The following is a 13,962-nucleotide window of genomic DNA, read 5'->3' as shown; positions in this document are numbered from 1 at the left end:
ACTCGTTTAGAGACGAACCTGTCCTTCGTAGACGCGTACGGCCGGGCCGGTCATCAACACGGGCTTGCCGGGGCCGGCCCATTCGATGTGCAGGCGGCCACCCGGCAGGTCGAGGCTCACCGGTGAGTCCATCCAGCCCTGGCTGATAGCCGCCACGGCCGCGGCGCAGGCGCCGGTGCCGCAGGCCTGGGTCTCGCCCGCACCGCGTTCCCACACCCGCAGGTTGGCACGGTGACGGTCGATGACCTGGATGAAGCCGGCGTTGACCCGCTGCGGGAAGCGCGGATGGTTTTCGATCTTCGGGCCCAGCGCATGCACGGGTGCGGTATGCACGTCATCGACACGCAACACGGCATGTGGGTTGCCCATGGACACGGCGGCGATCGCGTGAACTTCACCGTCGACTTCCAGTGGGTAACTCAGTGCCTGCTCGTCGGCGACGAAGGGGATTTCGGCCGGGACCAGGCGCGGCGGGCCCATGTCGACACTCACCTGGCCGTCGTTCTGCACGTCCAGCTCGATGATGCCGCTTTTGGTTTCGACGCGGATGCGCTTTTTCGCGGTCAGGCGCTTGTCCAGCACAAAGCGGGCAAAGCAGCGCGCACCGTTGCCGCACTGTTCGACTTCGGAGCCGTCGGCGTTGAAGATCCGGTAGCGGAAGTCCACTTCCGGATTATTCGGCGCCTCGACGATCAGTAGCTGGTCGAAGCCGATGCCGGTGTGGCGGTCGCCCCATTGCTTGGCATGCTTGGGCTGGATATGTGCGTGCTGGCTGACCAGGTCGAGGACCATGAAGTCATTGCCCAGCCCATGCATCTTGGTGAAACGCAGCAGCATGGGCTCACTCCGGCAGCAGGCTTTCGCCGGCATACAGTTCGGCGATGGTCTCGCGGCGGCGCACTTCGAATGCCTGATCACCATCGACCAGGATTTCGGCGCAGCGGCCACGGGTGTTGTAGTTCGAGCTCATGACAAAACCATAGGCGCCGGCAGACTGCACGGCCAGCAGATCGCCTTCGGCCAGGTTCAGTTCGCGCTCCTTGGCGATGAAGTCGCCGGTTTCGCAGATCGGCCCGACCAGGTCATAGGCACGGCCTTGGCCTTCGCGTGGGGTGACCGCGCTGACGCCCATCCAGGCCTGGTACAGGGCCGGGCGGATCAGGTCGTTCATCGCAGCATCGATGATGGCGAAGTCCTTGTGTTCGGTGTGCTTGAGGTATTCGACGCGGGTCAGCAGGACACCGGCGTTGGCCACGATGTAGCGACCCGGCTCGAACACCAGGGCCAGGTCGCGGTCGCCGACGCGCTCGCGGATGGCCTTGATGTAGTCGGCCACCAGGGGCGGCTCTTCATCGCGGTAGCGCACGCCAACGCCGCCACCCAGGTCCAGGTGACGCAGGTGGATGCCGCAGTCGGCCAGGCGGTCGACCAGGTCCAGCAGGCGGTCGAGGGCATCGAGGAACGGCTCGACGGTGGTCAGCTGCGAGCCGATGTGGCAGTCGACACCGACCACGTCCAGGTTCGGCAACTGCGCGGCGCGTACGTAGATGGCCTCGGCGTCGGCGATGGCGATGCCGAACTTGTTTTCTTTGAGGCCGGTGGAGATGTACGGGTGGGTACCGGCATCAACGTCCGGGTTGACCCGCAGCGAGACCGGGGCAACCTTGCCCATCTCGGCGGCCACCACTTGCAGGCGCTCAAGCTCGTCGGTGGACTCGACGTTGAAGCAATGCACGCCCACTTCCAGGGCACGGCGCATGTCTTCGCGGGTCTTGCCGACACCCGAGAACACCACGCGATCAGCGCGCCCGCCAGCGGCCAGCACGCGCTCCAGCTCACCGCCGGAGACGATGTCGAAGCCTGCGCCAAGGCGCGCCAGGACGTTCAGCACGCCCAGGTTGGAGTTGGCCTTGACGGCAAAGCAGACCAGGCTCGAAATACCTTCGAGGGCGTCGGCGTAGCTGCGGTACTGGGCCTCGATGTGGGCGCGCGAGTACACGTAGGTGGGGGTGCCGAAACGTTCGGCGATGGCCGTCAGGGCCACGCCTTCCGCGAACAGTTCACCGTCGCGGTAGTTGAAAGCGTTCATCTGATTTCCTTACTGCGCTGGCGACTGCTCGGGCTCGGATTGCAGCTCAGGCTGCTGTTCTTGCGTCTGAGCCGGCTTGGCTTTCGGCTGGTGCTGGTGCGTTTTGCGGGTGTCCTTGCCGTCCTTGCCGTCTTCTGGCAGGTACAGAGGGCCTTTCTGGCCGCAGGCAGAAACGAGGCAGGCAACAGCGACCAGCGCCGCGAGGGAGGAAATCAGGCGCTTCATTGGGTGAAATCCTTTGAAATATGCAGTATTGCGCCCGAGTATACCGAGCGACCGGCGGATTGCCTATGCAAGGGCCGGCCCGCCGGGCGGGCTATTCTTACCGCCTTCAATGGCTAATCTTTGCATTCGGCGCCAAGCGCCCGTATCTTGCCCGCCTTGCCTGTAACGCAGCCAATTTCGAGGTTCCTGCAATGAGTTTGAGCGAAGCGCGTTTCCATGATCTGGTCGACGCGACCCAACAGGCGCTGGAAGACCTGTTCGACGAGAGCGGCATGGACCTGGACATGGAGAACTCCGCCGGGGTCCTGACCATCAAGTTCGAAAACGGCAGCCAGCTGATCTTCAGCCGCCAGGAGCCGCTGCGCCAGTTGTGGCTGGCGGACAAGTCCGGTGGTTTTCACTTCGACTACGACGAAGAGAGCAAGAAGTGGGTCTGCGAGAAGAGCGATGAGCTGCTCGGCGAGATGCTTGAGCGCATCGTCTGGGAGCGGGCCGGCGAGAAGCTGGACTTCGACGAGATCTGAGATGAGTGAGCAGCCGCGGCCGCCCAAGCCGCTTTACAGCAATGTCAGCCCCGCAGTGAAGTCGCCGTGCATCAGCGTTTGCCGGCTGGACGAACAGCGTGTCTGTACCGGCTGCCACCGCCCTGTGGAGCATATCCGCGAATGGCGCTCTGCAGACGACGAGCGGCGCCGGCAGATCTGCCGCGAAGCCGAGGCCTTGCGCGCGCGGGCTTGAGTATTTACCCGGCTGTGGTAGTGTCAGGTTCTGCGTCGGTGACGCCAAAGTCATCATAAACCCCGCCCTTGGGCGGGGTTTTGCTTTATTTGCCCGACGAAAATCGCATGTTCAAAGGAGTCTGACTGGATCATGAGCACCAAGCCTTCCCTCATCCTCACCCGATTGGACGTACAACGTCTCGAGCGCCTGATCGAGAGCCTCGACGAAAGTACGCCGGGTGTGCTCGCCCTGCAGGACGAGCTGGACCGCGCCGAGCAGGTGGTCGGTCACGAGGACGTCCCGGCCGGGGTGGTGACCATGAACTCGCGCGTGCATTGCCGTGAAGAGGCCAGCGGTAAGGACTACCACCTGACCCTGGTGTACCCGAAGGATGCAGGGCCAGAAGGCAAGGTATCGATCCTGGCGCCGATTGGCTGTGCATTGTTGGGCCTTTCGGTGGGTGAGCAGATCGACTGGCCGGCGCCGGGTGGCAAGACCCTCAAGCTGAAGCTGTTGGAAGTCGAATACCAGCCGGAAGCGGCGGGCGATTTCGACCTCTGAGTCTTTAGGGCCGCTGCACGCCCCATCGCCAAGTCTCCTGTGGGAGCGGGCTTGCCCGCGAATGGAAGCACGCGGTGCATGGCACCGGCTTTGCCGGTGTTCGCGGGCAAGCCCGCTCCCACATCATCTCCCGACCGCTGCCTGCAACTGCTCCAGCCCTTCATTCAGCGCCTGCTCCAGCTCCCGCTTGTAACGCAGATACAAGACCGTCGCGCCCAACTCATCACCCAGCAGCTCGGACAAATCCAGATCGGTAATGTAGCAGCGGTAATTGCCGGCACTGCGGCGTTGCCCGATGATCTGCCGGGCGACTACCGCATAGAGCTGGTCGCCATGCTCCAGCTCGGAAAACTCCTGTTGGTCACAGTACAAGGTGACATGCACGGCGCCTGCTGTACCGGCCTGGATGATGGCCTGAACCTCGTAATAAGGCTGGCCGCTACCTTCCACCGGCGCAGACCGCAGCTCGATGCTGCGTGCCTTGCCAGCGCCTGAAGGCAGCAACTGCCCGTACTGGATATCCAGCGCAGCGGGCTGCAGGCTGTCGAGCGGCAGTTGGGCATCACGGCGCATCAGCACTGAGCGCAGAAAGCGCTGCAGCGGCAGCAACAAATGGGCTTCATCCTGCAGTGGCAGGTGCTGCTGCCACAGCGCGTTGTACTCATCCAGCACGTACAGATCAGCCCAGTCACCCTGCAGGCGATAGAACACCTGGATGCAAGCGGGCCGGCCTTGCTCCAGTACCAGTGGCAGGTCGTAGTCCTGCAGCGCGTTGGCGTCCAGGTGCAGCGGGCTGTAGGCGCTGCGCTCTTCGCTCAGGTAGCCCAGCACTGCCTCGTGGTCGGCCAGGGTCGCCAGGCTGACCTGGCCGGGCAAAAGCGCCAGCACATGCGTGTGCTGAGCCACCTGCAGCACATAGCGGTGGTTCGCACCCTGGTCGAGCAGCCGCTGCACCGTGGCGAAAATATCCTCGACCCGCTGCTCGATGGCCTGGGCACGGTTGTGGCAGAAGCAGCGCACCCGTAGCTGTGGGCGATGCCCGCGCTGACCGAGGCTGTTGAGGAAATCACGCAGGCAACGCAGCAACGCGTGATCGCCGTCGTAGCGCTGCACCAGCACCTCGTTCCAGCTGTTGAGCGTGACTTGGTCGAGCGTTAGTACCAGGTTTTCGCGCACGCCGGCGTAGCTCAGCGAGTCGGTGCGCTCGGTGGTCATCAGGATGTTCAGGTCGCGCTGGTGACGCAGCGGGTCGACGCCGACGTTGATCAGCAGCAGGATTTGGTCGGCCACACTGGGCTGCAGCAGGCGGACTTCGCTGACCGTGGGCAGCGGTAGGTCGATGGTCTGTTGCAAGCTGCCCAGCAGATTGAACAGCTCGAGCTCCTTCAGGTCGCTGGCGCCAGGGTGCAGGGCAAAGCGTGTGCTGCTGTCGATCACGCCGTTGCGATGGGCCCAAGTGAGCAGTTCGAGCAGCTCGCGGCAGCGTTTTATCGGGCTGAAGTGCTCCACCTCGTGGGTGCTCAGGTTGCCGGCGTAAAGCTCCCAGTGGTGGCTGCCAGGCTCCTTGCGATTGGGAGCCTGGACCAGGGTGAGGGTGCCTTCGGCCAGGTCCGGGGCAATCCCAGGGTTGATCACCTCGGTCTTGCCGGCGCGACGCTCGAAGGCTGCGTACAGGCGTCGTCCCAGCACATTGAGGTCACGCTGGTCGGCGCGGCTGCTGGCGTTGCGGGTCTGGGCGAACTGGCTAAGGAAGCGGTAGCTGTGGTTCAGCTCGGCCACCAGTTCGCGGCGTTCGACGGCGACCTGGCGCACCTTCCACTGGCTACGGCTATCGAGCAGGGCCAGTTGGCGCTCGTCCCAGCCCCATTCGTCAGCCAAGCGTTGCAGCAACTGGCGTTGCCAGCCGTTGGCACGCACCTGGCCGCTGAGTTTCTTGTTGACCTTCAGGTACAGGCTGCGGCGTACCAGCTCAAGGCGTGCAACTTCGCCGCGTTGACGCAGGTAGTGCTCGATCCGCCGGTAGACCATCACATAGGGGTCCAGCGCGTCGAGGTCGAGCTGGTTGGCAAAGACTGCGTGCTTGAAGTCCAGGCTCAGGCAGCGCACAGCGGGGTGCTCACTGGCGTAGGCTTCGGTCAGCAGCAGCTTGAGCAGCGATTTGTAGGGCGAGTCGATGCCTTTGAACAGTTGCCATAGCCCGGCACCGACGAACTCGCCGGGCGGGATATGCGCCAGGTTGCCGAGGTCGAGGACGTCCTGGCTGCGGATGAAGCGCTTGCTGAGCAAGGTTTGGGTATAGGCGCTGTAGTTGTGTTCTTCATACACCGGCACCAGCCACCACAGGGGCGTGCGCCCGGCCAGCCAGATGGCGGTGCGGTAGAACTCGTCCAACAGCAGGTAATGCTGGGTGGTGCCACAGTCGTCGGAGCCGAGCTGGCCATCCCGCTCGCCTTGGGTAAAACCTTGCGGGTCGATCAAAAAGAAGTGCGCCTCGGCGCCCAGGCTTGCGGCCCAGGTTTCCAGCAACTGGCACTTGCGGCGCAGCTCGCCCAACTGGTCATCGCCCAGGTCAGGCGCATGGCAGACCCACAGGTCCATATCGCTCTGTTCGGCCTGAGCCAGGGAGCCCAGGCTGCCCATCAGAAACACCCCGTGGATCGGGCACTGCGCGTGCCCGTGGCGGGCCTTGTAAGCGAACGAACGTGCCAGCCGCTGTGCTTCGGCGACCAGCTCGGCGCCTGGCTCGAAACCGGCCACCCCTGCAGGGGTGCTGCCCGATACATAGCCCGGCAGCAGCGGGTGGTTCACGTGAAACAGCAGCGGCAACAGCGTCAGTACTTGTTGCTGGCGTGTCGACAGGCCCTCCATCGCACGCTGCAGCCGCCCTTGGTTAAGCTGCAGAAAACGCGCACGCAACGTCGCCAGTACCTTGCGGTCGATGCCTTCGTCCAGGTCGGGGCGGATTTCGTGGGGGTGGTTCATTGCACGCTCGGGGCAGGCCAGTGGGCTGCGGCGAGTTTAGCCTGAGCGAAGCAGTCGGATAAGCGCTAAATGGGTTATTGACGCCATTTTTCAAGCGGCTGTATGCGTTCGTCAGGCCCGGCGGCTCCAGCTATCGTCAGGCTTAAGGCATGATGTGAAGCATGAGCGTGGTTTCCCGATTTCGAGGTGTTTCCTGATGCGTGTATGGATCGATGCCGACGCCTGCCCCAAGGCGGCAAAGGATTTGATCGTCAAGTTCGCCCTCAAGCGCAAGCTCGAGGTGGTGATGGTGGCTGGCCAGGCGCAGAGCAAGCCGGCCTTTGCCTGTGTGCGGCTGATCGTGGTGCCCAGTGGCATGGATGCGGCCGATGATTATCTGGTCGACAATGCCGAGCCTGGCGAACTGGTGATCTGCAGCGACGTGCCGCTGGCCGATCGGCTGGTCAAGAAAGGCGTGGCGGCGCTGGACCCGCGCGGGCGTGAGTTTGACGAGCGCAACATGGGCGATCGGCTGGCGGCGCGCAACCTGTGCACCGAGTTGCGCGAGCAGGGGCAGGTGGGGGGAGGGCAGGCGCCTTATGGCGAGCGCGAGAAACAGGCATTCGCCAATGCGCTGGACCGGATTATCGCGCGGTTGTCCAAACCCACCTGACGTGCACGGCTTTTGTAGGAGCGCCCCGGCAAGGCCGCTCCTACAAAGGCAGCACAGTCCAGGGTTTACTGGTCGCCTTCGTGGGTCAATTCCAGCACCCGGTCCACCAGCTTGTAGATCCCACCGGCCGCTTCGCTGATCGACTTGGCAACCATATAGGCCGGGGTAGTCACCAGTTTGCGCTGGGTATCTTCAACGATGTCGTGCACATCGCATTCTTCATGCTTGCCGCCCATCTTTTCCACCGCTGCAGCGGTGCCGGCATCGTTACCGATGGTGCAGACCACGCCAGGGCCGTAGATCTTCGCCGCCAGCGCTGGCGAGATGCAGATCAGCCCAACCGGCTTGCAGGCGTCGGCAAAGGCCTCGGCCAGGGCCAGCACGTCCGGGTTGACGCTGCAGTTGGCGCCTTCGACGGCAAAGTTGGAGAGGTTTTTCGCCGCGCCAAAACCACCGGGCACGATCAGCGCATCGAAGTCCTCGGCATTGGCTTCGCGGATATCCTTGACCTCACCGCGGGCAATGCGCGCCGACTCCACCAGCACGTTGCGCGACTCAGGCATCGGCTCGCCGGTCAGGTGGTCGATCACGTGCATTTGCGCGATGTTCGGCGCAAAGCACTGCACCTGCGCCCCGCGCTGGTCGAGGCGCAGCAGGGTGATCACGCTTTCGTGGATTTCGGCGCCGTCATACACGCCACAGCCGGAAAGAATCACCGCTACTTTTTTTGTCATGCTCATTACTCCAGTGTCGAGGCGCTAAATGTCCTCTAGTTTGGCAGATGTAGCCATAGGGATTCCTGCGGTCGCGGCCTAATCTTTGTGGACAACGCCTGAGGTCGTCACCATGGACCTGATACTGCTGGCCGTGCCGTTCTTCTTCGTATTGATCGCCGTCGAACTGGTGGCCGACCGCGTGCGTGGCCAGCGCAATTTCACGCTGGCCGACTCGATCAACAGCCTGAGTACCGGTGCGTTGTCGACCAGTACCGGCCTGTTGACCAAAGGCGTTGGGCTGGTGACCTATGCCCTGGCCTGGGAGCACCTGGCGTTGCTGCGCTTGCCGCAGCAAGCGTGGTGGGTGTGGGTGCTGGCCTTCGTCCTGTACGATTTCTGCTACTACTGGCTGCACCGTCTGGGGCACGAACGCAATGTGCTGTGGGCGGCCCATTCGGTGCATCACCAGAGCGAGGAGTACAACCTCACCACCGCGCTGCGCCAGACCAGCAGCGGTTTCATCTTTTCGTGGATCTTCTACCTGCCCTTGGCGCTGATCGGTGTGCCGCCGCTGGTGTTCGTCACCGTGGCGTCGCTGAACCTGCTGTACCAGTTCTGGGTGCATACCCGGCACATTCCCAAGCTCGGCTGGCTCGAATGGATACTGATCACGCCATCCAACCATCGCGTCCACCATGCGCAAAATCCTGTTTACTTGGATCGCAATTACGGCGGCGTGTTCATTCTCTGGGACCGTCTGTTTGGAACATTCAAGGAGGAGGACCCGGCCGAGCCCGTGGTGTTCGGCGTAACCACGCCACTGGCCAGCTGGAACCCGTTGTGGGCCAACCTGCAGTTCTATGCCCACCTGTGGCGCGATGCCCGGCACACGCGCAGCGTATGGGACAAACTGCGGATCTGGTTCATGCCCACGGGTTGGCGCCCGGCCGATGTCACGGCCCGTTACCCGCAGGCCAAGCCGGACCTGGCGCTGTTTCGCAAGTTCGAGATTGCCCTGGGCCGGGCGCAGCAGGCCTACGTGGCGGCGCAGTTCGTCGTCTACGTGGCCTTGGGCAGCTACTTGATGGAGGTGGCGCAGCGGGTGCCGACCGCCGCCCTGATACTGGGCTGGTCGGTGATGGCCTTGGGCCTGTTCGTGCTCGGGGCGCTGCTTGAGAACCGGCCTTGGGCCGTGCGCCTGGAGTTGGCGCGGCTGCTGTCGAATGCGCCAGCGCTGTACCTGGCTGGCGCACTGGGCTTAGCGGTGATCACGCCGCTGGGGTGGTTCCTGCTCCTGGCTTACAGCCTGCTCAGCGTCTGGGGCCTGGCCAAGTGCCGCCGCCTTGCGCTCCGCGCGCAGGGTGCGGAAGCGCCGGCGCAGCCAGAGCAGGGCGCCTAGCAACAGCAAGCCGCCGAGCACCCATAGCTCGTACCGCTTCACATTGCCCAGCAGGCCTTCGAGGATGGCGCCGAAGTGATAGGCCGCAGCCCCCAGTGCCAGTGCCCAGATGGCAGCGCCGATGCCGTTGAGCAGCAGGTAGCGGCGCGGCGGATAGCCCGACAGGCCAATGGCCACCGGCATGACCGTGCGCAGGCCATAGACGAAGCGAAAACTCAGCACCCAGATGTCGGGGTGGCGGCGGATGTGGTCCAGCGCCCGATCACCCATGGCCTGCCAGCGCGGCTTGCGTGCCAGGATCTTGCGCCCATGGCGACGGCCCATGAAGTACCACAGCTGATCGCCGGCATAGCTGCCCAAAAAGGCCACCAGGCACACCAGCTTGATGTCCATGTATCCGCGGAACGCGAGAAAACCCGCAAGCACCAGGATGGTCTCGCCTTCAAAGAAGGTGCCTAGAAAAAGGGCAAAGTAGCCGAAATCCTGCAGGAATTGTTGAAGCATTTTCTGAGGTGCTGGCGAAATGAACGCGCAGCCTACCCCTTCGCGCGCGTGGATGAAAGTGTCCAAATGTGTCTCGACGTGAACAATTCCTACAAGGACAATGGCTTCGGCCACAAGTCGCAGGCTTGCCAGTGGGTGTAACACAGGCGTCATAATGGCCGCTTATCGTCCCGCTCAATTGATGATAGGGCGTTAACGTCCTCCAGGAACGTCCAGATGAATAATGAAGTGCTCACCCCTGTCGTGATCAAGGACGCCCAGGCAGTCCCCGAAGAGATGGTGCAGACGCCGCCAGACCTGCCTCCGGCGCCAGAGCCAGAGCCAGAGTTGGAGCCAGAGCCTGTGGTCGAGGCTGCGGCCCCTGCATCGGCACCGGCCCCCGCGCCGGCACCGGCGATCGCCGTCCCCGGCCTGGACGACAGCAGCCTGTACATTCATCGCGAGCTGTCGCAGCTGCAGTTCAACATTCGGGTGCTGGAGCAGGCGCTGGACGAGAGCTACCCGCTGCTCGAGCGCCTGAAATTCCTGCTGATCTTCTCCAGCAACCTCGATGAATTCTTCGAGATCCGCGTCGCCGGCCTGAAGAAGCAGATCAACTTCGCCCGCGAACAGGCCGGTGCCGACGGTTTGCAGCCGCACCAGGCCCTGGCGCGCATCAGCGAGCTGGTGCACACCGAGGTGGATCGTCAGTACGCCATCCTCAACGACGTGCTGTTGCCGGAGCTGGAAAAACACCATATCCGCTTCATCCGCCGCCGTTACTGGACGCCCAAGCTCAAGACCTGGGTGCGGCGTTTCTTCCGCGACGAGATCGCCCCGATCATCACCCCGATCGGCCTTGACCCGACGCACCCGTTCCCATTGCTGGTGAACAAGAGCCTCAACTTTATCGTCGAGCTTGAAGGCGTCGATGCCTTCGGCCGCGATTCGGGCTTGGCGATCATCCCGGCGCCGCGCCTGTTGCCGCGGGTCATCCGAGTACCTGAAGAGGTCGGTGGCCCGGGTGCCAACTACGTATTCCTGTCGTCGATGATCCACGCCCACGCCGACGACCTGTTCCAGGGCATGAAGGTCAAGGGCTGCTATCAGTTCCGCCTGACCCGCAACGCCGACCTGGCGCTGGACTCCGAAGAAGTCGATGACCTGGCACGCGCCCTGCGCGGCGAGCTGTTCTCGCGCCGCTACGGTGATGCCGTGCGCCTTGAGGTGGCCGATACCTGCCCGAAACACCTCTCGGATTACCTGCTCAAGCAGTTCAGCCTGAGCGAGAGTGAGCTGTACCAGGTCAACGGTCCGGTCAACCTGACCCGCCTGTTCAGCATCACCGGCCTCGACAGCCACCCGGAACTGCAATACACGCCGTTCACCCCGGCGATCCCCAAGCTGCTGGTAAATGCCGACAACATCTTCAGCGTGATCAGCAAGCAGGACATCCTGCTGATGCACCCGTTCGAGTCGTTCACGCCGGTGGTCGACCTGCTGCGTCAGGCCGCCAAGGACCCGCATGTGCTCGCCGTGCGCCAGACCTTGTACCGCTCCGGCGCCAACTCGGAGATCGTCGACGCCCTGGTGGACGCCGCCCGTAACGGCAAGGAGGTCACTGCGGTGATCGAGTTGCGTGCGCGCTTCGACGAAGAGTCCAACCTGCAGATGGCCAGCCGCCTGCAAGCCGCGGGTGCGGTGGTGATCTATGGTGTGGTCGGTTTCAAGACCCACGCCAAGATGATGCTGATCTTGCGGCGTGAGCAGGGTGAAATCGTCCGCTACGCGCACCTGGGTACCGGTAACTACCACGCCGGCAACGCCCGTCTGTACACCGACTACAGCCTGCTGACTTCCGACGACGCCCTCACCGAAGACGTCGGCAAGCTGTTCAGCCAGCTGATCGGCATGGGCAAGACCCTGCGCATGAAGAAGCTGCTGCACGCACCCTTCACCCTGAAGAAGGGCATGCTCGACATGATTGCCCGCGAGACCCAGTTCGCGCTCGAAGGCAAGCCCGCGCACATCATCGCCAAGTTCAACTCGCTGACCGATGCCAAGGTTATCAAGGCGCTGTACAAGGCCAGCCAGTCTGGTGTGCGCATCGACCTGGTCGTGCGCGGCATGTGCTGCCTGCGGCCAGGCATTCCGGGGGTGTCGCACAACATTCACGTGCGCTCGATCATCGGCCGCTTCCTGGAGCACACCCGGGTGTTCTACTTCCTCAATGGCGGCGAGGAGCAGATCTACCTGTCCAGTGCCGACTGGATGGAGCGCAACCTCGACAAGCGCGTCGAGACCTGCTTCCCGGTCGAAGGCAAGAAGTTGTTGCTGCGGGTGAAGAAAGAGCTGGAAAGCTACCTGACCGACAACACCCATGCCTGGACGCTGCAGTCGGATGGGCGCTACGTGCGCAGCACCCCGACCGGCAACCAGAACCCGCGCAGTGCCCAGGCGACCCTGCTGGAGCGCCTGAGCAACCCGGTCCTCAACGTACGCTGAGGACGAAGCCGACCCGGGCCAGCCACTCCGCCTCGTTGGCGAAGTCGGCCTGGGTCAGCTGGTTCTGTTCCAGCCAGTCTTGTGGGAAGACTACGTCGAGGCTGTTGTCACCAGCTTGCAACTGCACCTTGGGCATCTGCTGAGTACCACGGATGTGGTGGAACAGGATGGCGAAGCGCAGCAGCACGCACAGGCGAATCAGCTGCACCCCTTCATCACCGAACTCGGCGAACTTGTCCTTGGGGATGTTGCGGCGATGGCCGCGTACCAGCAAGGCCATCATCTGCTGGTCCTCACGGGAGAAGCCCGACAGGTCGGAATGTTCGATCAGGTAGGCGCCGTGCTTGTGGTAGTGGTAGTGGGCGATATCCAGCCCTACTTCGTGCACTTTCGCAGCCCAGCCCAGAAGATCGCGCCAATTGCCGTCTTCCAGGCTCCAGGCCTTCGCGACCTGGTCGAACGCATGCAGCGCCTTGCGTTCGACGCGCGCGGCCTGGCCCTGATCGACGTGGTAGCGCTCCATCAATGAGTTGAGGGTGCGCTCGCGCACGTCTTCGTGGTGATGGCGGCCCAGCAGGTCGAACAGCACCCCTTCGCGCAGGGCGCCGTCGCAGTGATCCATGCGTTGCAGTTCGAGGGCGTCGAAGATGGCTTCGAGAATCGCCAGGCCAGCCGGGAAGATGGTGCGACGGTCCGGCTTTATGCCTTCGAAGTCGATCTTGTCGACCTCCCCCAGCTTGAACAGCTTGCGCTTGACCCACGCCAGCCCCTCGGCGTTGACCTCGCCATTGCCCAGGCCGCTGGCCTTGATGGCCGCGCCGATGGCCCGGATGGTCCCGGACGAGCCGATGGCTTCGTCCCAGGTCAGGCGGTGCAGGGCGTTTTCGATGCTCATCAGCTCCAGGCGTGCGGCAGTGTAGGCCTGGGCATAACGCGCCGGGGTGATTTTGCCGTCGCGGAAGTAGCGCTGGGTGAAGCTGACACAGCCCATCTGCAGGCTCTCGCGCAGCAGTGGCTCGAAGCGCTGGCCGATGATGAACTCGGTACTGCCGCCGCCGATGTCGGCGACCAGGCGCTTGCCGGGGTTGTCGGCCAGGGTGTGCGAGACGCCCAGGTAGATCAGGCGGGCTTCCTCGCGGCCGGAGATCACCTCCACCGGATGGCCGAGAATGGCCTCGGCGCGCTGGATGAATTCGTTGCGGTTGCGCGCTTCGCGCAGGGCGTTGGTGCCCACGATGCGCACGGCCCCTGCAGGCAGGCCGTTAATCAGCTGGGCGAAGCGCTTGAGGCAGTCGAGGCCCCGTTGCATGGCTTCTTCGCTGAGCTTGCGCTCTTCGTCGATGCCGGCGGCCAGCTGAACCTTTTCCCCCAGCCGTTCGAGAATGCGGATCTCGGTGTGGTGGGCCTTGGCCACGACCATGTGAAAACTGTTGGAGCCAAGGTCGATGGCGGCGATCAGAGACAGGTTCTTCGCGTTGGTATGCGGCATGATCTGGATGTTCTCGGTCGTTAACCTGGCAATCGTGCCACGATACGGGGCTGTCGCCAACGCGTGGCACGCCAAGGCTTGATGCAAGGCAATGTGCCATTCGATGTTATGACACGCATATGACAGTTTCGATTCGCGGCG

Annotated in this window: 12 protein-coding genes and 1 pseudogene; 6 read left to right on the top strand and 7 right to left on the bottom strand. The window is 63.3% G+C overall.

Going from position 1 to position 13,962, the window contains the following annotated elements:
- Positions 1-6: 6 nt before the first annotated feature.
- Genes dapF through lptM form a run of 3 tightly spaced genes read right to left on the bottom strand, consistent with a single transcriptional unit; the run spans position 7 to position 2,314 of the window.
- Positions 7-837, bottom strand: coding sequence for a diaminopimelate epimerase (gene dapF / locus ACSSU5_RS09875; RefSeq protein ID WP_264311059.1), 831 nt, complete (start codon positions 835-837; stop codon positions 7-9).
- Between the two features lie 4 nt (positions 838-841).
- Positions 842-2,089 (bottom strand): diaminopimelate decarboxylase, encoded by a 1,248-nt coding sequence (gene lysA / locus ACSSU5_RS09870; protein WP_264311060.1) that lies wholly within the window; start codon positions 2,087-2,089, stop codon positions 842-844.
- Between the two features lie 9 nt (positions 2,090-2,098).
- A complete protein-coding gene (gene lptM / locus ACSSU5_RS09865) occupies positions 2,099-2,314 on the bottom strand; it encodes an LPS translocon maturation chaperone LptM (protein ID WP_264311061.1) in 216 nt (71 codons plus the stop codon).
- A 191-nt stretch (positions 2,315-2,505) separates the two neighbouring features.
- On the opposite strand from lptM, the gene cyaY reads away from it, so the two are divergent.
- From cyaY to rnk, 3 genes are all read left to right on the top strand, one after another.
- Entirely contained in the window at positions 2,506-2,838 is a 333-nt protein-coding gene (cyaY, locus tag ACSSU5_RS09860) for an iron donor protein CyaY (protein ID WP_264311062.1), read from the top strand.
- Position 2,839: 1 nt separating this feature from the next.
- On the top strand, positions 2,840-3,052 hold the full coding sequence (locus ACSSU5_RS09855; protein ID WP_264311063.1) for a DUF1289 domain-containing protein: 213 nt from the start codon (positions 2,840-2,842) through the stop codon (positions 3,050-3,052).
- 132 nt (positions 3,053-3,184) lie between these two features.
- Entirely contained in the window at positions 3,185-3,595 is a 411-nt protein-coding gene (gene rnk, locus ACSSU5_RS09850; protein WP_264311064.1) for a nucleoside diphosphate kinase regulator, read from the top strand.
- Between the two features lie 123 nt (positions 3,596-3,718).
- On the opposite strand, the gene ACSSU5_RS09845 is transcribed toward rnk, so the two are convergent.
- The gene (locus ACSSU5_RS09845; protein WP_492561082.1) at positions 3,719-6,577 is read right to left on the bottom strand and encodes a class I adenylate cyclase; all 2,859 of its coding nucleotides are present in this window, start codon (positions 6,575-6,577) and stop codon (positions 3,719-3,721) included.
- 196 nt (positions 6,578-6,773) lie between these two features.
- Here ACSSU5_RS09845 and ACSSU5_RS09840 point away from each other — a divergent pair, with 196 nt between their 5' ends.
- On the top strand, positions 6,774-7,229 hold the full coding sequence (locus ACSSU5_RS09840; protein ID WP_492561081.1) for a YaiI/YqxD family protein: 456 nt from the start codon (positions 6,774-6,776) through the stop codon (positions 7,227-7,229).
- A gap of 65 nt (positions 7,230-7,294) precedes the next feature.
- Here ACSSU5_RS09840 and elbB read toward each other — a convergent pair whose 3' ends face one another.
- Complete coding sequence (gene elbB, locus ACSSU5_RS09835; protein WP_264311067.1) at positions 7,295-7,963, bottom strand: isoprenoid biosynthesis glyoxalase ElbB; 669 nt, start codon at positions 7,961-7,963, stop codon at positions 7,295-7,297.
- Positions 7,964-8,075: 112 nt separating this feature from the next.
- On the opposite strand from elbB, the pseudogene ACSSU5_RS09830 reads away from it, so the two are divergent.
- Positions 8,076-8,702 (top strand): annotated as a pseudogene (locus ACSSU5_RS09830) (sterol desaturase family protein); the annotation flags it as partial.
- Between the two features lie 501 nt (positions 8,703-9,203).
- On the opposite strand, the gene ACSSU5_RS09825 reads toward ACSSU5_RS09830, so the two are convergent.
- Complete coding sequence (locus ACSSU5_RS09825) at positions 9,204-9,848, bottom strand: DedA family protein (protein WP_264311068.1); 645 nt, start codon at positions 9,846-9,848, stop codon at positions 9,204-9,206.
- Between the two features lie 216 nt (positions 9,849-10,064).
- On the opposite strand from ACSSU5_RS09825, the gene ppk1 reads away from it, so the two are divergent.
- On the top strand, positions 10,065-12,332 hold the full coding sequence (gene ppk1 / locus ACSSU5_RS09820) for a polyphosphate kinase 1 (protein ID WP_492561080.1): 2,268 nt from the start codon (positions 10,065-10,067) through the stop codon (positions 12,330-12,332).
- Here ppk1 and ppx read toward each other — a convergent pair.
- The gene (gene ppx / locus ACSSU5_RS09815; RefSeq protein WP_264311070.1) at positions 12,319-13,821 is read right to left on the bottom strand and encodes an exopolyphosphatase; all 1,503 of its coding nucleotides are present in this window, start codon (positions 13,819-13,821) and stop codon (positions 12,319-12,321) included. The two genes, ppk1 and ppx, sit on opposite strands and share 14 nt — an antisense overlap.
- Between the last annotated feature and the right edge of the window lie 141 nt (positions 13,822-13,962).

This window comes from Pseudomonas sp. E1MeOHC2, assembly GCF_058745025.1.
Note: the sequence above shows the minus strand (reverse complement) of the source record. Positions and strands in the feature narration are given on the sequence as shown.